We start from the raw sequence: 22,282 nt of genomic DNA on the forward strand, positions 1-22,282 counted from the left end.
GATATAGATTAGACAGTAAATAAAGGAGGTAAACAGATGGACCAAGTACATAACGAGGATTTAACACCAAAAGAAGCCATTGATGCACTGGAGCAAATTCAAGGAAAATTCCCTGGTGCGAGGCGCGCACACGCTAAGGGGGATATGTATGAGGCGATATTTCTTCCAAATGGAAATGCTGTACCCTATACGGTTGCACCCCATCTTCATAGAGAAGCAATTCCTGCTACTGCTCGATTTTCCAATAGCCCCCCTAACCCTGCCTCCGTCGATTATCTTGTTCCCGCCAAAGGGCTCGCCGTTCAATTTCAGCTACCCGATGGAAGCTTCACCAATTTAGTGAGCTCTACTGTACCGATGTTCGTCACGAGCAGTCCTAGAGAGTTTATCGATATGATCGAAATATTTACGGATAAAAAAACTGGGATTAAAACGATTGACCGAACCATCAATATGGTTGAGCTAGTTTCTAAAAAATATCCACATAGCAAAGAGGTCATTCAAATCATTAAGGAGCAGGCAAAGCAGCCACCAACGAGCTACGCTGAGCTTCACTACTATCCTATCCACGCCTTCTATTTCGTTAATAAAGACGGCGAACGCCAAGCAATCAAATACGAATGGGTTCCTGTCGATGAAACAAAGGATCCTGCTCTAACAAGCAAATCGATTTCAGCCAACTATTTGACGGAGGAGCTCGACGACCGATTAAAGCGCGGGCCAGTCCAGTTTGATCTTTTCATTCGCTTAGCAGAGGAAGGAGATAATCCGAATGATGCGACGGATATGTGGCCGGAGGATAGAAGAAAAGTGAATATAGGTCGTTTGGAAATTAGAAATAAAATACATCCTAAGGAAGACATTGTTTTTGATCCAACGATTGTACCTAAAGGGATTGAGCTGACAGACGATCCCATACTACACTTTCGTAGTGGAGCATATGCTGAATCGTATGAGAGGAGAAGTAAAAATGAATAAGAAAGCCCCAAACACATAGTAAATGAACATAAAAAAACACTCGAACGAATTCGAGTGTTTCTAACTGTTATGGACGCCCCTGGAGGGAATCGAACCCCCATCTCAAGAACCGGAATCTTACGTCATATCCATTAAACTACAGGGGCAAGCGACCTTTCTATTATACAAATGGTATAGGAATAATTCAAGTAAACATTTCAAAGCTTAATATTTGACCTTCCTTGACCATTCCATGTATGATAAAGTTACAACTGAGGTAGAAATTCTCAGTACACAATATAAAACAATAATAACCACCTTGAAGGAGGCAATCTTGGATGAATTTAATTCCTACAGTTATTGAACAAACAAATCGCGGCGAGCGTGCGTACGACATTTATTCTAGATTATTAAAGGATCGTATTATCATGCTTGGTAGCGGAATTGATGACAACGTAGCAAACTCTATCGTTGCTCAGCTTTTATTCTTAGAAGCAGAAGATCCAGAAAAGGATATCTCTATCTACATTAATAGCCCAGGCGGAAGTATTACTGCTGGTATGGCAATCTACGATACAATGCAATTCATCAAACCAGACGTACAAACTATTTGTATCGGTATGGCAGCTTCCATGGGGGCATTCTTACTTACAGCTGGAACAAAAGGCAAACGCTATGCACTTCCAAATGCTGAGGTAATGATTCACCAACCACTTGGTGGAGCTCAAGGGCAAGCTACAGAAATCGAAATCGCTGCAAAACGCATCTTGTTCCTACGCGATAAGCTAAACAACATTATGTCTGAGCGCACTGGTCAACCACTTGAAGTCGTTTCTAAAGACACAGATCGCGACAACTTCATGACAGCTGAGCGTGCATTAGAATACGGTCTAATCGACCATATCATTTCACGTAGCGAAATGAAAAAAGACGCAAAATAATATAATATAAATCCAAGGCAGTGATTCACCGCCTTGGATTTTTTTATAAAAAGATGAAAGGTCGTGTTCCATTTGCTATATACAATAAGTTCTCTGTTAATCATATTGTCCTTAGTCATTTACATCGTAAGTCTACAAAGTAAAATAAAAAAATTAGAAGCACGACAGACCCTTCCGTTTAAAGGAGACAAAGCCTTAGAAAAACAAATCGTAGAGATGAATAATAATGACAGCAGCCAGGTTGAAATGGTCAAGCTTGTTCGGAACGAAACAGGCTTGGGACTAGTTTCTGCCAAAAAATATGTAGATAAAGTGCTTAACCACATTTAATGACATTCTACAAAAAAAGCTGTTATCTAATCCAAGCGGACTAGATAACAGCTCTTTTTCTTTATTCAGCATTAGAAATGAACTTAACTAATGATTCCACAGCTTCCTCTTCATCAGAGCCTTCAGCACTCAAAGTAACAGTAGCGCCCTTGCTAATCGCAAGACTCATGATTCCCATGATACTTTTAGCGTTTACCTTTTTGTCATCTTTTTCAAGAAACACATCTGCTATAAAACGATTCGCTGCTTGTACAAATAAAGCTGCTTGTCTCGCCTGTAGTCCTGATTGTAATTTTACTTCGACCTGTTGTTCCGCCATAATCCTTAGCCCCATTTCTTTAAATTGATTCGCCTCTTCTTAAAGCATCTGCTATTTCATCCAGCTTACGCAAGCGATGGTTAACACCTGATTTACTTACAGTTCCAGTGGAAACCATGTCGCCTAGCTCCTTTAGGGTTACATCCTGATACTCGACACGAAGACGGGCAATTTCTCGAAGCTTCTCAGGCAATTGGTCCAGCCCGATTGCATTATCGATAAAACGGATGTTATCCACTTGTCGGATAGCTGCACTGATGGTTTTGTTCAGATTGGCCGTTTCACAGTTGACCAAGCGATTGACACTGTTCCGCATGTCTCGGATGATTCGCACATCCTCAAATTTTAAGAGGGCACGATGTGCTCCAGCGATGCTTAAAAAGTCAGAAATTTTTTCTGCTTCCTTTAAATATGCCACAAAACCTTTTTTACGTTCAATGGTTTTTGCATTTAATTCATAAAAGTTCATTAAATCGACTAATGCGTCGCTATGTGTTTTATATAAGGAGTAAATTTCTAAGTGATAAGAGGAAGTTTCTGGATTATTGACAGAGCCTCCTGCTAAGAAAGCTCCACGTAGGTAAGCTCTTTTACAGCAGTTCTTTTTGACAAGCTCCTGGGAAATCGAATACTCAAATTCAAAGCCTTCCTTCAAGATCATTAAATCCTCTAGTAGCCTCTTGGATCCTTCTCTTACTCGGCAAATATAAACATTATTCTTTTTAAGACGCATCTTTTTACGCACAAGCACTTCCACGTTCAGCTGATACAACGATTTTATCAACGTGTAAAGCCTTCGGGCAATCGCCGCATTTTCGGTTTGGACATCCAAGCTAAGCATTTTGTTGCTAAAAGAAAGAGATCCATTCATACGGATGAGCGCTGAAAGCTCTGCCTTCATACAGCAAGGCTCAGCCTCCTCCTGTGTCATCTCTTTTTTTGTTTCAGAAGCAAACGACATATAACGTTTCCCCCTTTCTTGCAGTGCCTCTCTATTGTTTAAATCCTTTTTGGCCTGCATATTCGTATAGCCATTCCGCTACTTTTATCGCATCATGACGGACAGCGCCATTATATACGATGGAAATGTCCTTTTTAACGATTTCTATGTCTAGTGTTTCTAATTTCTCTATATCAATTTTAACGGGAGAAGCCTTCTCCTGCTTATATAAATACTGAACATTTTCAGGAATATCCTCATTACTTATCAACAAAGAGTCTATAAAGTTCTCGCCTACATGGTCGATCAATGCTTCTACATGATCATACGCAGTATAGTTATTCGTTTCTCCAGCCTGTGTCATCAAGTTGCAAATGTACACTTTTTTAGCCTTCGAACGGATAACTGCCTTACGAATATCTTCGACTAAGAGATTAGGCAAAATACTAGTATAAAGGCTACCTGGTCCAATTGCTATAATATCCGCTTGGCGGATTAGGTTAATTGCCTCTGGCAGTGGCTTTACATCGTCAGGAGTAATAAATACCTTTTCTATCTTTTTCCCATAGTCCGGTATTTTAGATTCCCCTGTAACAATAGTTTTATCCTCAAATTGTGCATGGAGCGTGACTAGCTGATTGGCAGCAGGAAGCACTTTTCCATGAATATTTAAAACACGGCTCATTTCCGTGATTGCATGTGCGAAATCTCCCGTAATCGAGGTTAAAGCAGTAATCATTAGATTGCCTAAGGAATGTCCCTCGAGTTCGCTGGAATTAGTGAAGCGAAACTGAAACATTTCTTCTACGAGCGGCTCTACCTCTGATAAGGCTGCTAAGACGTTACGGATGTCACCGGGTGGTGGAATATCATAATCATCTCTTAATCTACCGGAGCTTCCTCCGTCATCTGCAACTGTAACAATGGCAGTAATATCTAATGGAAGTTTTTTTAGTCCTCGAAGCAAGGTTGATAAGCCAGTACCACCACCAAGGATGACTATTTTTTTACGGTGTTTTGTACGACCCATTAAGTCATTCCTTCCTGATAGTAACATCTCTATGAGTTATTACTGTTTCATCGTCTTCTTTAAAAACCTTACCGAAATATTCTGCTAGTGTTACAGAACGGTGCTGACCGCCCGTACAGCCAAAGGCAATCACAAGCTGCGTCTTGCCTTCTCGCTTGTATTGCGGAATCATAAAGGCAAACAAGTCTTTTAGTTTTTCGATAAGCGTCTTCGTATCTGCCCATTTTAAAACGTAGCTAGAAACCTCTTCATTTAATCCTGATTTTAAGCGAAGCTCCTCGATATAATACGGATTTGGAAGAAAACGAACGTCAAAAACCAAATCTGCATCAATAGGAATTCCGTGCTTAAATCCAAAGGACATAACATTCACCGTAAAGACCTGGCTTCCATTTGTAGAAAATTCCTCTTGAATTTTTTCTCGAAGCTCGCGTGGCTTCATCTTGGATGTATTATAAATAAATTGTGCTCTGCCTTTTAAGTCAGAAAGAAGCTCTCTTTCCTTTTTTATACCTTCTAATGGTAATCCTGCATTTGCTAAAGGATGGGAGCGTCTTGTTTCCTTATATCTTCGGACAAGAACCTCATCCTGTGCATCCAAAAATAACACCTTAGGAGTTACAGAAGTTGCTTCTTGAAGCTGGTTAACGGAGTCAACGAGTGAATGAAACATTTTTCCTCCACGTAAATCCATTACCGCTGCTATATTTCGCGGCTGCTGATTTGACTCAATCATTAGCTTGATAAAAGTGCTTAGGAGCTCAGGAGGAAGATTGTCTATGCAATAATAGCCTAGATCTTCAAAGCTTTGGATAGCTACTGTTTTTCCTGCTCCCGACATTCCAGTAATTATGACTACTTCTGTTTCTGGCTTCTGCTGAGTTTCCACTATCTATTTATCCTCCCATGATTGTTGAATAGTTTCACTGATTAATGCGAAATCTGGCGTATATACAAAAGTACCGTATTGCATACCCTTTTCCTTTACAGCAAACATAAGATTTGTTCGATCTCCCTCTGCCATCGGTAGATGTGCCAAATCTTCAACCGGGTGCCATTCAAGCACACCTTCTTTAGTTTCTTTATATGGAGTTCCTTCTATATCTGTTCCGATAAAGGTAAATAACATCCATTCATCTAGACGTTTCCCATCCTCTTCAATGAGCATTGTATAGATTCCCTTTAAATGTGGATTGATCGGTACAGTGTTTGTCTCTTCCGTAAACTCACGAACAGCAGAAATAAGAATGGATTCTCCTTCTTCCATTTTCCCGCCTGGTGCAACATACCAGTTTCTACGTGGTTTCTTTAATAACAAAACTTTGTCGTCTTTACAAATAAGTAAATTAGCGATTCTTTGCACGTCTGGTCACTCCATCTGTCTGTAGTTACCTTATATTATACATGAATTTGCACAAAAAGAGGCTGCTTCACGATTTAAATCGCAAAACAGCCTGTTCAAATCTTGCATATATAAAAAGGGGGTCAATTTATATACTTTACTATACACTTAATATGTTTCAGAACAGTTACAGTTAAATTAAGATAAAATTAAATTAAATATTTGATGTGTTTTTATCTTTTAAATGCTCAATATAGTGCTGAGCTGATAAAGCTGCTACACTACCATCACCTGTTGCTGTGACAATTTGACGAAGCATTTTATCACGAACGTCTCCTGCCCCAAAGATACCAGGTACTGCTGTTTCCATTTTCTCGTTTGTAACGATATAACCATTTTCATTTAAGATGCCAAGGCTATGAAATGGTTTTGTAAGTGGCAACATTCCAACATATACGAATACACCGTCTGTCGAAAATTCTTTTTCTGAGCCATCTACTGTGGATACTAGGGTAACGCTAGAAACCTTACCGTCTGTTCCGTGTATTTCTTTTAAAGTTGTATTCCAAATAAAATCAATTTTTTCGTTAGCAAAAGCACGGTCCTGTAGAATTTTTTGAGCGCGAAGCTTATCTCTACGATGTACGATTGTTACTTTGTTCGCAAACTTAGTTAAGAAAGCACCCTCTTCAACTGCAGAGTCCCCGCCTCCTACTACTACTAGGTCTTTCCCTTTAAAGAAAGCACCATCACAAACTGCACAATAGCTTACGCCACGTCCACCAAGCTCTGTTTCGCCGGGAATGCCCATTTTTTTGTACTCAGCTCCTGAAGAGATGATAACAGCTAACGCTTTATATTCTTTACCGCTTACTTTTACGGTTTTATAGTCTCCGTTATCAATTACTTCGGAAACGTCTCCATATGCATATTCTGCACCAAATTTTTTCGCATGATCGAACATTTTAGTAGAAAGCTCAGGTCCTAAGATTGTTTCAAATCCTGGGTAGTTTTCTACCTCTTCGGTATTAGCCATTTGGCCGCCTGGAATTCCACGTTCAATCATTAGAGTGGAAAGGTTAGCACGGGAAGTATATACAGCAGCAGTCATACCTGCTGGGCCCGCTCCTATAATAATCACGTCATATATATTTTCAGTTGTCATCGATAATTCCTCCTACGTACTACATACCAACAATCTAACTAATTTTGTACCCTTCATCAACTAATATGCTTAGGAGTCAGAAAAAGGTAAGAATTGGATTAGCTCGTTGACATATTTCGTGAGCGTTGCTGTAGTGATTCCGTATTGCTCCGCATATTGTTTTTTCGTCACGTTTTTCATTCGTGAGGATACGAACATATACTCAGTCGCTGCTGCCAAAGCACGCGGATTTTTAAAGCCATACCCTTTTTCTAGCGCACGCTCTACTAGCACAAACCACATTTGTAATAACAGTGTCTCTGACTGCTCCAGTGACTTGTTGTTGTCATAAAGTAAATCCGTAGCTGCAATGGCTCTCAAAAATGCTTTTTCTGCCGGAGATTTCTCATCGAATTTATGCCCAAGAGAATTAGCTAAAAACAATTTCTCCATTGTAGTCAGTTCCTCCACTACAATCCACTCAGGGTGTGCGATAATTTCCTGGCGATGACGAGACTTCCCTAACAGATAGAAGCCAAAAATACGTTCACTAATATTTTTGTTTTCTAGCTTTTCTAAGATTAAATTCTTCTGTTCCTCGTTATTTGGCTCTACTAGCTCCTTCATTTGTGGGAGCCACGGCTCAAAGCCTGCTTTTTCTGGATCCAGCTTTAAAAGCGCCTTCCACGCATTACGCGCCACTTCCTCATGCCCTGCAAAATAAGCAGAATGCGAAAGCCAAAAATAGAAGCCTGGATCTGCTTCAAATCCTTTTCGTTGAATGCTTCTCAACCATTTGAAGGCTTGCTCATATTTCCCTATTAACGCAAAAGTCGCACCTAGCTTATAGCGATGCTCGATAAAATAAGGATTTATTTTAGATAAAAGAGCTGTGATTTCCTCAAGCTCCTCGTTATTTTTTTCATAGTAGTGAATAACGGCCAAGTTACATAATGCATGGATATTCCCTTGGTTCTCTCGTAATACCTGATGCAGTAATGCTTTAGCCTGTTCTTCCTCTCCTAAATAAAAATAAGCAAGCGCTAGGTTATTGAACGCTGCCCAAAAATCCGGATGGTCTGCAATGATCGATTCCAGCAGCTCAACTGCTTCTACAAATTTACCCTGCTCCATAAAGCGTCGGGCTTTTTCTTGAAGGAAAAGCGCCTCACTAGAGGGAGTATCCAGCTGAAGGTTTACGATATCCTCCTGCTCGGTGAAATCAATGATTTCCATTGCTTCCTCCATATATTCTCCGTTAACTTCCTTTTCTAAATAGATTTTGGCAAAGCGATTTGCCTCTATAAAGTTTCCCAAATGAGCGTTTACCTCAGCTAAAAAGAAAATGATATCTCCTTCGTTCGGATCTAGTGAATACGCGCTTCTCAATAGCTCATGAGCGTAATCATAGTTATCGAACTCCATTTGGAGGATCCCATATTGAAGTAAGATCATTGGTTCGTCTGGACTTAAATCAGTTGCTCGCTTTAAATATTTTTGTGCTTTTTGTAACTCATCTTTTTGAAGCTCATCTAATGCTTTTTTATAGTAATATTCGCCAGTCGGCAAAAATGAAATTATATTTTCTTTGTCTAGTTTCTTACTTCTTTTTTTATTCAAGATATTCCTCCGAAAAATAATAAGGAACGTTACGGAAACGCTCCTTATTAGTATATTTTCAGTATATCATAAAGTATTATTTTTTATCTGCTTTCGCTTCATGTCTTTTTTGTAACACCTGTAACAAATCATAGTAGCTGACTTTTTGGTTTTGCAATAAAACAAGTAAGTGATAAATGAGATCTGCCGCTTCCCATTTCAGTTCCTCTGCATCATTATTTTTGGAGGCAATGATCACCTCTGATGCTTCTTCTCCGACCTTCTTGCAAATTTTGTCTACACCTTTTTCAAACAAGTAAGTAGTATAGGCACCTTCTGGCATTGTTTGCTGACGTTCTTCAATCGTTTTTATCAAATTCGTAAGTACGTTATAGCCCGATGCCTCCTCGAATTTTTCTAGGCTCTTATGAAAGCATGTCCCTTCTCCCGTGTGACAAGCAGGTCCACTAGGCAGCACTTCTAGTACGAGTGCATCTGAGTCACAGTCCGTTTGAATCGATACGACCTTCTGAGTATTTCCGGAGGTTTCTCCCTTATGCCACAGCTCTTGTCTGCTACGACTGAAGAACCATGCCTCTCTCGTCTCCACTGTTTTTTCATATGCCTCTTCATTCATATATGCAAGCGTTAAAACCTCTCTTGTAACGGCATGCTGTACAATTACTGGGATTAGTCCTTTATCGTCAAATGTTAATGTAGCCATGTTCTTACTCCCCTTCAAGGCTTGCTCACTCATTTATAGTTTGTAGCGCCTCTTTTAATGTAAAACGATTGTTGTATAACGCTTTTCCTGTGATTACTCCGCTAACGCTGGAGATCGTAGATAGCTCCGCTACTGCCTCGATGTCCTCTAAGGAGCTGATTCCTCCCGATACGATAATCGACAGTCCTGTTGCTTCTGCTAGCTCCTTGTTCGCTTTTAAGTTGGGACCTTGCAATGTTCCATCAGTCGCAATGTCTGTAAAAATAACGTGTTTCGCACCTTTAGAGGCAAAGTATTGTCCCACTTCAATGGCAGACTGGCTAGACGTTTCCAGCCAGCCATGTGTTGCTACCATGCCATCCTTCGCATCTAACCCAATGACGATTCGATCACCGCCATACTCCTCAATGAGTTCGGCAACAAGCTCGGGCTGTGAAATTGCAAGACTACCTATAATGACACGATTGACCCCGTGATCAAGATAGTAGCTCACATCCTCGCTAGATCGTATTCCTCCGCCTATTTGAACGTTAACCGGTAGATCTTTCGCAATACGGATGACCTCCTTGGCATGAATCTTTTCGCCATCCTTTGCCCCGTCTAGATCAACCAAATGAATCCAGGTTGCCCCCTCATCGACAAACTTTTTTGCCATATCAAATGGAGAATCTCCATATATAGTTTCTTGTTCATAATCCCCTTGATACAGGCGTACACATTTACCGCCCTTCATATCGATTGCGGGATATACTTGTATTGAGCTCATGAAATTCCTCCTTATGTAAGTAGACCCTTTGTAGAAGGAACACCCTTCACTCGATCATCTATTGTAATGGCATCGTCGATCGCTCGAGCAAGTGCCTTGAAAATTGCTTCGATCATATGGTGGGTATTTGCTCCGTAATGAACGATGACATGGACGTTCATACGAGCTTCCAGCGCGAATTTCCATAGGAATTCATGGACTAGCTCCGTATCAAATGTTCCGACCTTTTGCGTTGGAAACTGGGCTCTAAATTCTAAATGAGGTCTGTTTGAAATATCAATTACAACCTGGGCTAATGCATCATCCATTGGAACAAACGCATTTCCATAGCGTTTGATACTCTTTTTGTCTCCTAGTGCCTCTTTTACTGCTTGCCCTAAAACAATACCGATATCTTCCGTTGTGTGGTGGTCGTCTATATGTGTATCGCCATTTGCTTTAATCGTGGCATCGAACAGGCCATGCTTCGTAAACAGGTCCAGCATATGGTCCATAAAAGGAACGCCAGTCTCAATATCCGCCTTACCCTCTCCATCCAGATTAATATCTACATAAACCTTTGTTTCGTTGGTCATTCGTTCTATTTTAGCAATTCGATTTGGTTTCATTTTGCATTCCCCTTCTCCCAGCTTCTTGATTCGACAGATCGAGCGTGTCCCTCTAATTGCTCGAGTCTAGCCAAACGAGCGATTTTAGGATATTGCTCCTGCCACATTTCCTCCGAATAATACACGACACTCGTTTTCTTTACAAAATCGTCTATATTTAAGCCACTTGAAAAACGAGCCGTACTGTTCGTTGGAAGCACATGGTTCGTTCCGGCGAAATAGTCACCAACTGGCTCACTGCTATATCGACCGATGAATATAGCTCCAGCGTGCTTGATCTGCTCACTCAGCTCTTTAGCGTTTTCCGTAATAATTTCTAAATGCTCAGGAGCAAGCTCATTTGTTGCCTTGACTGCCTCTTGAAGCGATGGTGCCAAATAGATACGACCGTAGTTTTCTATTGATGCCCGTGCAATTCCTTCACGAGGAAGCTGCTTTAGCTGTCTCTCTACTTCTATGGAAACCTGCTTGGCTAAACGCTCACTAGTGGTAATTAAAACCGAACTCGCAAAGGCATCATGCTCCGCCTGTGCCAATAAATCAGCTGCTACCTCATCTGCATAGGCAGTATCATCGGCAATAATCGCTATTTCACTTGGCCCAGCAATCATATCGATTGCCACCTTACCAAACACTTCACGTTTCGCAAGTGCCACATAGCTGTTACCTGGACCAGTTATTTTATCCACAGGTTGAATGGATTCTGTTCCGTAAGCCAGCGCCGCAATCGCTTGAGCGCCACCAACCTTATAGATTTCTGTTATTCCAGCTATTTTTGCTGCGACTAGCACCGAAGCAGGGAGCCTACCATCCTTAGAAGGTGGGGATACGATAACTACTCGAGTCACACCTGCGACCATGGCTGGAATAGCATTCATGAGTACGGACGATGGATATGCTGCAGTACCACCTGGCACATATAAGCCGACTGCATCTAATGGTGAGATTCTATATTGAATATACGAGTTTTTTTCTAGAGCCAATTCAATATTTTGTCTCGCCTGTTTTTCATGAAAGGTCCGGATATTGTCTGCTGCTTCCTTCAAATCCTCTATCAGCTGAGGATCAAAGCCGATGAACGCTTCTTCGATCTCCTCTGGGGAAACTCTTAGGCTTGAAAGCTTCACCCCGTCCCATTTTTCCGTATAGGCGAGTAATGCTTGGTCTCCATTTGCTTGTACCTCTGAAATTACCTCTCGAACGGTTGTGAGGTGAGTCATATTAGCCTGCTCCACAGAGCGCTGTAATGTGATGCTATCTGTAAGCTTCTCTATTTTCATCATGGTATTCCCTACCTTTTTTGAAGTTCTTTATTTAGCTTGGCAACGAACTCTCGAATCCGCTCACTTTTTACACGATAGCTTACAGGATTCACGATTAGTCGAGAGGATATATCCACGATCCTTTCGTATTCCACTAAGCCGTTTTCTTTTAGCGTTTGTCCTGTCGATACGATATCCACGATCCGGTCGGCTAGGCCAATCATTGGAGCTAGCTCTATGGAACCGTTCAGCTCAATGATTTCCACCTGCTCCCCTTTTTCCTTATAGAAATTAGTAGCTATTGTTGGATATTTAGTTGCAACACGAGGGGCAATTTCATTCATAACCGTATTCGGCAGCCCTGCTGTTGCAATATAGCAATTACTAATATGTAAATCTAATAATTCATGTACATCTCGATGCTGCTCCAGTAAAACGTCCTTGCCAGCTATTCCAATATCAGCAACCCCATGCTCCACATAAACCGGGACATCCATTGGCTTCGCTAAGATGAACTGGATTCGCTCATCCGGCGCTTCTACGATCAGCTTGCGAGAATCGCTAATTTCAGCTGGTAAATTAAATCCTGCTTCGACAAATAGTTGATAGGCTTCCTCAAAAATGCGTCCTTTCGGCATCGCAATCGTTAATTCATTCACCTGCAAAACCACCTTCTACTACCTTAATTATTTCCTGAAAGCTATATTGGTAGGCCTCTAAATCATGGACACTGCCCTCATATTGAAGCGTTACGCGCTCCCCAATACTACGCCTTGCCTCTGCTAGAACATTAGCTTTTAGGAAGGAGCCTTTATCAAATAAAATAAGTGTATGTTTTTCATCTTTCTCTCTTTTAGGGAGAACCTCTAGCAGCCGATCTACTCTTAATCCAAAGCCGGTTGCCCCTACATTTTGTTCAAATTGCTTAAATAGCTCGTCATACCTTCCACCATTTCCAAGAGGAAAGCCACTGCCAGCAGCATGAATCTCAAACAGCATACCTGTGTAATAACTCATATGGCTTGCTAACGAAAAGTCGAAGGAATAAATAGAGGGATCACTCAGCTGAAGCTCTAATAGCTGCTGAAGCTGTATAATCTGATCCACTAAATATTGCTGCTCATTTGTCAAAAGCTGTCTAAAATCTTCCACGGACTTTGCTGCCATCGTATGATCCACCAGCATAGTCAAATTCTCTTTTTGAATACTTGATAGCTCTAAGTCATCCAGCATTTTCATAAATCCTACAAAATTCTTTTCTACTAGGAGCATTCTTACCGTCTCCACCTGCTCCGACTTGTTTGTATTATTTGAGAGAATAGCTGTCAAAAGCCCCGCGTGACCAATCGTGATTTGAAAATTATCCACGCCTAACGCTTTAAGGAGCTCCACAGCCGTATAAATAATTTCACTGTCTCCGTAAGGACTAAAATCACCAATCAGCTCTAACCCCAGCTGTTCAAATTCCGCTGGTCTTCCACCCTCCCGCTGCTGCGCACGAAAGACATTGGCATAATACGCAAGGCGAAGCGGATTCTTTTCTTTTAATAGCTTTGATGCTGCTATTCTAGCAATAGGAGTCGTCATATCAGGTCGTAAAACGAGCATCTCTCCTTGGTTATCCACCAATTTAAATAACGAGGACTCGTCTATTGCCGACGCCTTCCCAATCGTCTCAAAATACTCGACCGATGGTGTTTTTATAAAATCATATCCCTTGGTGCGAATAAAATCTCTCGCCACGGATCGTATGTACTCTTTTTGCTCATTAACCTCTGGGAACGAATCTCTCATCCCAAGCGGCTTCTCAAACATTTGAATTTTACTCATTGTCCCACCCCTAATTCACTTCACTGTAGTAGAGTGCTAATATAATAAATTAAATAAATTTTATACTATTTCAGACTATTCGTCAACTTCATAAGCTTATAGATTTCAGTGCTCTTTGAGTTCAATTAACCACTCCCCAGCAGGTTCAGCGCTTGACGCAATATTTTGGGTTTGCGCAACACTTTGCTCGTTTGGTGCAACACTTTGGATTTTAGCGCAACACTTCTACTTGTTTCCGCAACACTTTAATTTCGCGCAACACTTTTGAATTTCGCGCAACACTTCTACCCGTTTCTGCAACACTTTCTATTTTGACGCAACACTTTGCCTCGTCCCGGACATTTTCACCGGATTCCTCCAAATACTTTTACTTATCCCCAGGGTTTCATTCATTTTATGTAAAATTCATCTAAATTTGGAACCTGCACTATTCTCAACCGTATTAAAGTAAAACCACAGTTTAGTTTGGGTGATCTATATTCTTTAATTGGCCGGGGGGAAAACAAAATGATAGGCGAAATCTTCATCTTAATAGTCTTTATGATACCGCTTTATGCTTTCTTCATTTGGACATATAACTACCCTGAAGAAAGCTTTTTATGGGGAAAACGCTGGATGTACGAAGAAGAACCTGAGGTTTCCCCAAAAGTTGTCCGCTATATGAAGTTTGTTTCCATTTTGGCTATGATTGGCACACCTATTGTTTTTATTAGGTATTTTTCAAATCAGTCAGTTTTTAGTCTTTTACTTATAATTTTAATAGGTGTTTTTTTAGCTGGTGCAATCATAATTTTTACAAGAGATTAGCTTAAAACTACAAAAAAACAGTTCCAATTTTACCAAGAAGTAAAATTGGAACTGTTTTTTATTATGCGGCCGGCTTTACCCTGCCCTATTTGTTTAAATATATCTTACTATTTGTTCTAGAGGAAGACGTGACGATCCATAAGCAGGGGCTGCTGCTTCACCAATTGCAATAAGTAAAATAGGGATTTCATTTTGAGGTAAATTAAATTTCTCCGCAAATTTCACTTTGTCAAATCCGCCCATTGGAACTGTGTCATAGCCCATGTCCTTAGCTAATAGCATGATCTGCATGGATATAAGTCCCGCATCGAAATGAACAATATTTTTCATGACTTCTTCAGGAAGATTACCGTATAAAGAAAGTGAGCTTTCTATCATGAAATTAGCTATTTCTCTACTCATATAGCCCTTTTCAAAATTTGTATTATAAATTTTTTCTGTATTTTTATACATTTCTAGGTCACCGAGTACAGCGATAATAGCCGATGATGTCTCTACCTGTTCTTGATTATTAGCGATTGGGCGCAATTCCTTTTTAACCTGCTGGTCCTCAATAACTATAAAGCGCCATGGCTGCATATTACTTGAGGAAGGTGCAGTAATTGCTTTTTGTAACAAAGTTTGAAGATCCTCATGTGGAATAACGACATTTTCTTTATATTTACGAACTGATTTTCTTTCATGAATCAATTGGTCGATTGTTGTATGTGTTTTTTGCATATAAAAAACCCCTTTTCAAATTTTAATGATTTTTTTAGTTCGTGTTATCAATCAATTTATTGACTAGTGTTTGAAGCTGTTGAATCTCTTGATCGGTAAATCCATTAAATAATTCGTCTATGAATTCATTTTTACCTAAATCACAGTCTTCCAAAGTAGCGATACCAGTTTCCGTGATTTGGACAATGACTTCTCTATTATTTTGCTTATTACGATTGCGAACGACAAAGTTTTTCTCTTCAAGTATTTTTAAATGTCTTGTGATTGCCCCTTGATCTATTTTCAACGTTTGCTGTAGCTCTATTTGGGAAAGCTGTGCGCGTTCAAATATGGTGTTCAGCATTTCATATCTAGTTAGGCTAATACCTGTCTTCTTTTCAAAGTTTTGAGCTATGCGCCTATCCAAACTTTTACGCATAAGTAATGTTTGTTTTATTTCTTTAAAGGACTTAGCCATCTTTCCACTCCTAACAGACTGAACTCTTGACCAGTCAACTGTTGATTCGTCAATTATAATTTATTAAAATAATTAATCAAGTATTTTGATTCGCACAAAAAAAACTGACGACCATGTTAGTTAGTAACTAACAATAGTCGTACAGTTTTAGTTCATACTTATTTTGCATTACGCTCTAGCATTTCTTCCTTTGTATAGATAATGCGCATCGGATTGCCTCCAACAAAGCAGCCCTCTGGTACGTCCGCATTTACTAAGGTTGCCGCAGAAATTATGGCATCGTTACCGATTGTTACTCCAGGCAAAATCGTAGAATTCGCACCTATTAAAACACGATCTCCGATAATAACATCACCAATTCGGTATTCATCGATTAAATATTCATGTGCTAAAATCGTTGTGTTATAGCCGATAATCGTATTGTCCCCCACTTTAATCCTTTCAGGGAACATCACATCGACCATGACCATTAAAGCAAAGGAGGTTTCTTTGCCAACCTCCATACGTAGAAAGCTACGGTAAAAAAAGTTTTTCCAGCTTAAGAAAGGAGAATATCTCGCAGCTTGAATAAAAATAAAGTTTTTCATGACCTTCCAAAACGGAACAGTATCGTATACATGCCAAAGGGAATTTGCACCTTTTACAGGAAATCTCTCTGTTTTCCTCATAGAAGCTGTCCTTTTTTAATAGAAAGTAAGTCATTTATATGATGGAGCATGTACGTTGGATTGTATGTGGACAAGAAATCCTCGCCTTTTATAGACCAAGCGACCCCGGCAGTGTCCACTCCAGCATTTTGTCCGCCCACTATATCATGAAAATTATCTCCTATCATAAGGGCATCCTCTTTTGAGACATTCAAATGTTGTAAAGCAAGTAATATTGGTTCTGGATCTGGCTTTGTACGAGAAACATCTTCCAATCCAACAATCGTGTCAAATAATGACTGACACCCCATCAGCTGAAGTCCTCTATCAATCATTTCTCTTCTTTTAGTCGAAACGATTGCTAGCTTATAGCCGCCATTCTTTAATTTATGAAGCGTTTCGACAACTCCATCGAATGGTGCAACCATTTGGTCATGATGCTCCAAGTTCCACTCTCTGTATGACAAAATGAGCGAATCAGTTTGCGTAGGATCAATCGCTTCACAGGTTTCCTGAAGGGACGGCCCTAAGAAAGGAATGACTGAGTCTCTATCATATTTCCTAGGAAATTTATCTCCTAAAATATGTAAATAACTTTCAATAATGAGCTCATTGGTATCTAATAACGTGCCATCAAAATCAAAAAGCAAAGCCTTGTATGTTACTTCGTTCATGTCGTAAGCACTTCCTTGGTTTTTTTCTGTTCTGATTTACGCCAAATATAAGCGACAATAATCGTCAAGACAAAAGCCGTGATTAGTCGAATGAGCAAGAGCGGTAAAATTGGAATACCTAATGGAACAAAGATTAATGTATCCTCCACGACCGCATGACAGGCTACTAGGAAGATAAAGGCTAATGTTGCATCTTTCTTACTAACGCCGTCCTCCTGAACTGCCTGTATCATTACTCCAGCTCCATAAGCTAGACCAATAACTAGACCAGCCACTAGAGTCATAGATGCATTTGGCTGCACCCCAATTACTTTTGTGAATGGTGCAAGCTTCTCTGAAAACTTTTGTAAATAGTTTCGATCTTTTAAGAATTGAATAATTACCATTAGTGGAATGACGATTAGCGCAAGCTGCAACACACCAAAGGTAGCCTTTTGAAGACCAAGTAATATGATCTCAAGCCAGCCATCTGGTACACTTTGCGTCGCTGTAACTACTCCATACTTAGCCACTTCGCCTCCGCCCTGCCACACTAGGTTAATAATAACTGCAGAAACAATAGCAAGCCCAAAACGGACGAGTAATACGACCCACAGCTTCACTCCAACCTTTAGTGCCACTCCTGTTTCAATGAAAATATTGTGGGAGAACGATAACATTGTTGCTAATATAAATACTTCCTTTACAGTTAACTCTAATGACAAAATTCCTGCTATACCTGCATACAGATTTAATGCATTTCCTAAAACAAGAGGAATAGCCGCTTCCCCTCGCAAGCCAATCAAGCCCATAAATGGTTCTATAAATTGTATAATCCACGGCAAAACAGGAGTATATTGCAAAATAACTACGATTAATGTAATTGGAAAGATAACCTTGCTTAATGTCCATGTTGTCTTTAGACCAGCGGACAATCCCCTTTTAAGAGTTCCCATTTCCATACTCGATCCCATCTTTCTTACTTATCTTGATAACGCACCACTGGCTTAACCATTTTTTTTCTATAAATAAATATAATAACCGCGACTGCAATCGTCACTAGTGGCACTACTTGTGCCGTACGCAAATCTCCTATTAAATAAAGGCTATCCGTACGCATTCCCTCAATAAAGATACGCCCCACCGAATACCACGTTAAATAGAAGAGGAACATCTCTCCACGGCGAAGGTTTACCTTACGAAGCAGCAATAGAATAATAACACCAATCAGGTTCCAAACAGACTCATAAAGGAACGTTGGGTGATAATACTTTCCGTCGATATACATTTGCTCTATGATCCAATTAGGAAGGAATAGATTTTCTAAGAAGGTTCTTGTTACCTCTCCTCCATGTGCCTCCTGGTTCATAAAGTTACCCCAACGACCGACTAGCTGGCCGATTAGAATACTTGGAGCTAATATGTCCGTAACCTTCCAAAATGAGCTCTTTCTTTTTTTCGTAAAGAAGTAAGCGGTTAAAAACGATCCAATTAAGGCACCGTGAATCGCTATTCCACCCTCCCATATTTTTATAATATTCTCCGGGTGCAGACTATAGATATCCCATTTAAAAATTACATAGTAAATACGTGCACTAATAATAGCGATTGGAACAGCCCAAAGTAGTAAATCAGTTAAATAGTCGGGATGAAACCCTCTTTTTACCATTTCGCGCTGCCCGACTATAAAAGCAAGCACAATTCCAAATGCAATAATTACTCCGTACCATCTTACTTCTAGCGGCCCTAAGGAAAAAGCGACCGGGTCAATTGCTTGTAGAATATTCATAAAAACTCCTTTCCACTATGTACATCATTTAAAATTCTCCATTTTGGCTTATTACATCATCTAGCCGCTTTGCAAAATCCTCCGCTGCATTTACACCCATTCTTTTCAAACGGTGATTCATAGCTGCAACCTCGATGATAACTGCTAAGTTTCGCCCAGGACGGACTGGCACTGTGAGTTTAGTCACTGCGGTGTTGATAATCTCCATCTTCTCTTCCTCGAGCCCTAGTCTGTCATAGCTTTTCTTTTCATCCCAGATTTCTAGCTCAATCACAAGCGTAATTCGCTTATAGCTGCGAATGGCACTAGCGCCAAACAACGTCATAATATCTATTATACCTAATCCACGAATTTCCAAAAGATGCTCTATTAATTTTGGAGCACTTCCTACTAAAGTATCCTCGCCCTCTTGCCTAATTTCAACGCAATCATCTGCGACTAACCGGTGGCCCCTCTTCACTAATTCAAGTGCTGTTTCACTCTTACCTACACCACTTTTACCTGTTATTAATACGCCGACTCCGTAAATATCGACCAATACTCCATGGACTGCAGTAGTCGGAGCTAGCATACTCTCCAAATAATTTGTCAGTAAGCTTGAGAATCTAGTGGTCGGCATACTAGTAGTAAGAACAGGGACTGATTTCTCATTAGATGCTATAATTAGCTCATTAGGAACTTCCATGCCATGGGCAACAATAATAACTGGTGTGTCCGATGCACAAAGCTTCGTCATCCGATCCGTTCTCTCTTTCGGCTTTAGTAATTCAAAAAAAGAAACCTCTGTTTTCCCCAATAGCTGAATTCGATCGGAAGGATAGTGCATAAAGTAACCAGCCATTTCTATACCAGGTCTTGAAATATCACTGATAGAAATGTGTCGTCCAATACCCTCTTGTCCGCTAACTAAGGACAAATTAAATTTCTCTTGTATATCTTTACTCGTCACATGAGACACATTTCCCACTCCTTTATCCTCTGATAAACTTAGTTCTTATTTTAGCATGAATAAACATTTAATTAGTATCCATTTATCTTTTCTCTACCTATTTATTAATTAAAAGGAGGAAGTTTAATGAAGATTATTTTAGATGCAGGTCATGGCCCTAACACCGCAGGAAAAAGAACACCGGATGGAAAAATGAAGGAATATGAGTTTAACAGCACAGTCACGAGGTTAATAAAGAAGGAGCTAGATCACTTCGGAATAATAGTAATTTTTAGTCACTCTGATGAAAAAGATGTACCTCTACGAGAACGAACCGCCCTAGCAAACAAATTAAAGGTTCAAGCATTTATCTCTATCCATGCAAATGCATACGGCTCTAACTGGAACGACGCTAGCGGTATAGAAACCTTCACTTACACAAAGCCTTCTGCCGATTCTGTCATACTTGCCAATCATATTCAAGAATCTATCTGCACCTCTGTGGAAAGGAAAAACCGTGGGGTTAAAAAGAAGGATCTAGCTGTTTTACGGGATACGAACATGCCAGCTGTTCTAGTGGAATGCGGATTCATGACTAACCAGGAGGAAGCAAGACTACTACAAACGGATGATTACCGTCTAAAATGTGCCAGTGGCATTGCGACAGGCATAAAACTTTGGGTTAAAAAGTTTCAATTAGAAGAGGTATAGGGGCTGCCCCTATACCTCTTTTTTGTCTATTGTTCTATATATACGGCATATTGTTAGCTGATATCTAACGATAGATACTGATGATTTAGCGTATGGAAACTTTATCTATAAATGGAACCTATATTTGTGTAGGTCGTATATAATTAAAAGGCAGAGGGAGTGAAAGGTTTGAAGAAACTATTTGTATTAGGGTTTTTAGTCAGCTTGACTTTAGCTGCTTGTAGTTCATCCACATTGAGCTTTAGTGAAGTTGAAAGTGTTCCGGATCATGTGCAGGACAAAGTCAATCCCAATTTAACCCTTCAATCCATCACCAATGATCCAGAGGGTAAATATATTGTTTTTCATTCAAGTGGAAATGTTGAATCAGATTTAGATATACAAGGAGATATGTTCACTATACAGTTCAATGTAACTAATCTGGGTGATGTTGTTAAGCAGCATACCTATTATTTTACATCAGACCCGAAGCATGATGTGTTAGATGTAACAGTGAATGGTGAATCAATACCTTTTGATAATGCTACAATTGACTAAATCGAATATTTATTTTAATTTTTCCATGTCATTTAGGGTATTCAGCTATTAATCCCTGTATTTTGAATTCCTATTATGTATTCATTCTTAACAAAGGGGGGGTTAGATAAGTTGAATCAAGTAGTAGCAAAGATTATCTATTTTGTATTTACCATATTTATTTTCACCACACTTTGGAGACTTATGGGCTTATTTTGGAATGCTTTTGTACCCTGGAATCTTCAAACCGATCTATTAACCATTTTTGTTGTAACTCCGGTGCTAATAGTTGTGTCGTTTATATTATCGAGCCTGTCCTTTAAGGTTATAAGAAGCTCTAAATAATATTGCGGTTCCTAAAGTTATTATTGGACTAATGTTACTTGATATAGAGCTTCCCAGTAGAAAATCTGTGCTTTGAATGTTGTCTCATATATTCGTGACTTTAACCCTAAAAGGATTAATTTCCTGTAGTTTAGTGAAAGAATATCTTTAGTTAATTTTCCTTAAGAGGTGAGGGTGTTGGCTAAAGCACACCAATTAACCTTCTAAAAAACACACATTGTATAGGAGGTTAATCAAATGAAATTTAATATAATTGATAGAGAGAATTGGGAGAGAAAAGAATACTTTGATCATTTTATTAGTCAACAATGTACTTTTAGCATAACAACAAATATTAACATCACAGCATTGCTAACACAGCTTCAGAATAAGGGATTTAATTATATCCCGCATTTATTTACATGGTCACCCGTACAGTAAATTCGCATAAAGAATTTAGATTTAGCTTTAATGAGGAGGGAATCTTGGGATACTGGAATGAAATGATTCCAAGTTATACAATTTTCCATCAGGATAGCAAGACATTCTCAAGCATATGGACTGTGTTTTCTAATGAATTTAGTGCCTTTTATAAGAGCTGCCAAGAGGATATACAGCAATATAAGAATATTAAAAAACTGGACTCAAAAGATAATGTACCAAAAAACACTTTTAATATATCAAGTATTCCATGGGTTTCTTTTACTAGTTTTAACCTTAATATGAATAATGACAACGACTATTTATTACCTATAATTACAGGTGGAAAATATTTTAACCAGAACGGTCAAACATTGTTGCCTATTACCTTACAAATTCATCATGCAGTTTGCGATGGATACCACGCAAGTCTATTTTTCGAGGAGTTACAGAAATTAGCTAATAATTGTCATGATTGGCTGCCTTAAAGATTAATAGTAAAAATGAATCCAATAAAA

The 22,282-nt window shown here is 39.5% G+C and carries 26 protein-coding genes, 1 tRNA gene and 1 pseudogene; 7 read left to right on the top strand and 21 right to left on the bottom strand.

What is annotated here, in order from left to right; all coding sequences use genetic code 11:
- Nucleotides 1–36 precede the first annotated feature (36 nt).
- Entirely contained in the window at nucleotides 37–978 is a 942-nt protein-coding gene (locus tag AC06OU_RS08095; RefSeq protein ID WP_475855118.1) for a catalase family peroxidase, read from the top strand.
- Nucleotides 979–1,052: 74 nt separating this feature from the next.
- Here AC06OU_RS08095 and AC06OU_RS08100 read toward each other — a convergent pair.
- A tRNA-Arg gene (locus AC06OU_RS08100) sits at nucleotides 1,053–1,124 on the bottom strand.
- 171 nt (nucleotides 1,125–1,295) lie between these two features.
- On the opposite strand from AC06OU_RS08100, the gene clpP reads away from it, so the two are divergent.
- Nucleotides 1,296–1,898 carry an ATP-dependent Clp endopeptidase proteolytic subunit ClpP gene (gene clpP, locus AC06OU_RS08105; protein ID WP_475855119.1) on the top strand — a complete coding sequence of 201 codons (603 nt, stop codon included), beginning with the start codon at nucleotides 1,296–1,298 and terminating at the stop codon, nucleotides 1,896–1,898.
- 72 nt (nucleotides 1,899–1,970) lie between these two features.
- Nucleotides 1,971–2,228, top strand: coding sequence for a ribosomal protein L7/L12 (locus tag AC06OU_RS08110; RefSeq protein WP_251555774.1), 258 nt, complete (start codon nucleotides 1,971–1,973; stop codon nucleotides 2,226–2,228).
- A gap of 61 nt (nucleotides 2,229–2,289) precedes the next feature.
- Here the strand turns inward: AC06OU_RS08110 and AC06OU_RS08115 are convergent, their stop codons facing one another.
- The 13 genes from AC06OU_RS08115 to AC06OU_RS08175 all read right to left on the bottom strand — a co-directional run bounded on the left by AC06OU_RS08115 (nucleotide 2,290) and on the right by AC06OU_RS08175 (nucleotide 13,792).
- On the bottom strand, nucleotides 2,290–2,547 hold the full coding sequence (locus tag AC06OU_RS08115; RefSeq protein WP_298469050.1) for an HPr family phosphocarrier protein: 258 nt from the start codon (nucleotides 2,545–2,547) through the stop codon (nucleotides 2,290–2,292).
- A gap of 19 nt (nucleotides 2,548–2,566) precedes the next feature.
- On the bottom strand, nucleotides 2,567–3,508 hold the full coding sequence (gene whiA, locus AC06OU_RS08120) for a DNA-binding protein WhiA (RefSeq protein ID WP_475855120.1): 942 nt from the start codon (nucleotides 3,506–3,508) through the stop codon (nucleotides 2,567–2,569).
- A gap of 31 nt (nucleotides 3,509–3,539) precedes the next feature.
- A complete protein-coding gene (locus AC06OU_RS08125) occupies nucleotides 3,540–4,517 on the bottom strand; it encodes a gluconeogenesis factor YvcK family protein (RefSeq protein ID WP_475855121.1) in 978 nt (325 codons plus the stop codon).
- 4 nt (nucleotides 4,518–4,521) lie between these two features.
- The gene (rapZ, locus tag AC06OU_RS08130; protein WP_342559832.1) at nucleotides 4,522–5,406 is read right to left on the bottom strand and encodes an RNase adapter RapZ; all 885 of its coding nucleotides are present in this window, start codon (nucleotides 5,404–5,406) and stop codon (nucleotides 4,522–4,524) included.
- 3 nt (nucleotides 5,407–5,409) lie between these two features.
- Nucleotides 5,410–5,880, bottom strand: coding sequence for an NUDIX domain-containing protein (locus tag AC06OU_RS08135; protein WP_475855122.1), 471 nt, complete (start codon nucleotides 5,878–5,880; stop codon nucleotides 5,410–5,412).
- A 193-nt stretch (nucleotides 5,881–6,073) separates the two neighbouring features.
- On the bottom strand, nucleotides 6,074–7,024 hold the full coding sequence (trxB, locus tag AC06OU_RS08140) for a thioredoxin-disulfide reductase (protein ID WP_475855123.1): 951 nt from the start codon (nucleotides 7,022–7,024) through the stop codon (nucleotides 6,074–6,076).
- Nucleotides 7,025–7,093: 69 nt separating this feature from the next.
- A complete protein-coding gene (locus AC06OU_RS08145; RefSeq protein WP_475855124.1) occupies nucleotides 7,094–8,623 on the bottom strand; it encodes a tetratricopeptide repeat protein in 1,530 nt (509 codons plus the stop codon).
- Between the two features lie 76 nt (nucleotides 8,624–8,699).
- Nucleotides 8,700–9,326: a bifunctional phosphoribosyl-AMP cyclohydrolase/phosphoribosyl-ATP diphosphatase HisIE gene (gene hisIE, locus AC06OU_RS08150; RefSeq protein ID WP_475855125.1), complete on the bottom strand. Its 627-nt coding sequence runs from the start codon at nucleotides 9,324–9,326 to the stop codon at nucleotides 8,700–8,702.
- 25 nt (nucleotides 9,327–9,351) lie between these two features.
- A complete protein-coding gene (hisA, locus tag AC06OU_RS08155) occupies nucleotides 9,352–10,092 on the bottom strand; it encodes a 1-(5-phosphoribosyl)-5-[(5-phosphoribosylamino)methylideneamino]imidazole-4-carboxamide isomerase (protein ID WP_475855126.1) in 741 nt (246 codons plus the stop codon).
- An 11-nt stretch (nucleotides 10,093–10,103) separates the two neighbouring features.
- Nucleotides 10,104–10,700: an imidazoleglycerol-phosphate dehydratase HisB gene (gene hisB / locus AC06OU_RS08160; protein ID WP_475855128.1), complete on the bottom strand. Its 597-nt coding sequence runs from the start codon at nucleotides 10,698–10,700 to the stop codon at nucleotides 10,104–10,106.
- Nucleotides 10,697–11,980, bottom strand: coding sequence for a histidinol dehydrogenase (gene hisD, locus AC06OU_RS08165; RefSeq protein ID WP_475855145.1), 1,284 nt, complete (start codon nucleotides 11,978–11,980; stop codon nucleotides 10,697–10,699). Before hisD ends, hisB begins: the two co-directional genes overlap by 4 nt.
- 11 nt (nucleotides 11,981–11,991) lie before the next feature.
- A complete protein-coding gene (gene hisG, locus AC06OU_RS08170; protein ID WP_169359716.1) occupies nucleotides 11,992–12,621 on the bottom strand; it encodes an ATP phosphoribosyltransferase in 630 nt (209 codons plus the stop codon).
- Nucleotides 12,614–13,792 (bottom strand): ATP phosphoribosyltransferase regulatory subunit, encoded by a 1,179-nt coding sequence (locus tag AC06OU_RS08175; protein WP_475855130.1) that lies wholly within the window; start codon nucleotides 13,790–13,792, stop codon nucleotides 12,614–12,616. The genes hisG and AC06OU_RS08175 overlap by 8 nt, the downstream gene beginning before the upstream one ends.
- A gap of 507 nt (nucleotides 13,793–14,299) precedes the next feature.
- Here AC06OU_RS08175 and AC06OU_RS08180 point away from each other — a divergent pair.
- The gene (locus AC06OU_RS08180; RefSeq protein WP_475855131.1) at nucleotides 14,300–14,599 is read left to right on the top strand and encodes a hypothetical protein; all 300 of its coding nucleotides are present in this window, start codon (nucleotides 14,300–14,302) and stop codon (nucleotides 14,597–14,599) included.
- A 93-nt stretch (nucleotides 14,600–14,692) separates the two neighbouring features.
- Here AC06OU_RS08180 and AC06OU_RS08185 read toward each other — a convergent pair whose 3' ends face one another.
- From AC06OU_RS08185 to hprK, 7 genes are all read right to left on the bottom strand, one after another.
- Nucleotides 14,693–15,319, bottom strand: a complete 627-nt coding sequence (locus tag AC06OU_RS08185) for a nitroreductase family protein (RefSeq protein WP_169359718.1) — start codon at nucleotides 15,317–15,319, stop codon at nucleotides 14,693–14,695.
- Nucleotides 15,320–15,353: 34 nt separating this feature from the next.
- Entirely contained in the window at nucleotides 15,354–15,776 is a 423-nt protein-coding gene (locus AC06OU_RS08190; RefSeq protein WP_475855132.1) for a MarR family winged helix-turn-helix transcriptional regulator, read from the bottom strand.
- Between the two features lie 158 nt (nucleotides 15,777–15,934).
- The gene (locus AC06OU_RS08195) at nucleotides 15,935–16,444 is read right to left on the bottom strand and encodes an acyltransferase (RefSeq protein WP_475855133.1); all 510 of its coding nucleotides are present in this window, start codon (nucleotides 16,442–16,444) and stop codon (nucleotides 15,935–15,937) included.
- Nucleotides 16,441–17,097, bottom strand: coding sequence for a pyrophosphatase PpaX (gene ppaX, locus AC06OU_RS08200; protein ID WP_475855134.1), 657 nt, complete (start codon nucleotides 17,095–17,097; stop codon nucleotides 16,441–16,443). The genes AC06OU_RS08195 and ppaX overlap by 4 nt, the downstream gene beginning before the upstream one ends.
- On the bottom strand, nucleotides 17,094–18,032 hold the full coding sequence (locus AC06OU_RS08205) for a nucleoside recognition domain-containing protein (protein ID WP_169359768.1): 939 nt from the start codon (nucleotides 18,030–18,032) through the stop codon (nucleotides 17,094–17,096). Before AC06OU_RS08205 ends, ppaX begins: the two co-directional genes overlap by 4 nt.
- Nucleotides 18,033–18,055: 23 nt before the next feature.
- Nucleotides 18,056–18,865 (bottom strand): prolipoprotein diacylglyceryl transferase, encoded by an 810-nt coding sequence (gene lgt, locus AC06OU_RS08210; RefSeq protein ID WP_475855135.1) that lies wholly within the window; start codon nucleotides 18,863–18,865, stop codon nucleotides 18,056–18,058.
- 28 nt (nucleotides 18,866–18,893) lie between these two features.
- Nucleotides 18,894–19,823, bottom strand: coding sequence for an HPr(Ser) kinase/phosphatase (gene hprK, locus AC06OU_RS08215; RefSeq protein ID WP_475855136.1), 930 nt, complete (start codon nucleotides 19,821–19,823; stop codon nucleotides 18,894–18,896).
- A gap of 117 nt (nucleotides 19,824–19,940) precedes the next feature.
- On the opposite strand from hprK, the gene AC06OU_RS08220 reads away from it, so the two are divergent.
- The 3 genes and pseudogenes from AC06OU_RS08220 (at nucleotide 19,941) to catA (ending at nucleotide 22,252) form a co-directional block, all read left to right on the top strand.
- Nucleotides 19,941–20,504: an N-acetylmuramoyl-L-alanine amidase gene (locus AC06OU_RS08220; protein WP_475855138.1), complete on the top strand. Its 564-nt coding sequence runs from the start codon at nucleotides 19,941–19,943 to the stop codon at nucleotides 20,502–20,504.
- A 168-nt stretch (nucleotides 20,505–20,672) separates the two neighbouring features.
- Nucleotides 20,673–21,041: a peptidylprolyl isomerase gene (locus AC06OU_RS08225; protein WP_475855139.1), complete on the top strand. Its 369-nt coding sequence runs from the start codon at nucleotides 20,673–20,675 to the stop codon at nucleotides 21,039–21,041.
- Between the two features lie 561 nt (nucleotides 21,042–21,602).
- Nucleotides 21,603–22,252: pseudogene (gene catA / locus AC06OU_RS08230) on the top strand (type A chloramphenicol O-acetyltransferase).
- The last annotated feature ends 30 nt before the right edge of the window (nucleotides 22,253–22,282 follow it).

The organism is Psychrobacillus sp. (genome assembly GCF_056205495.1).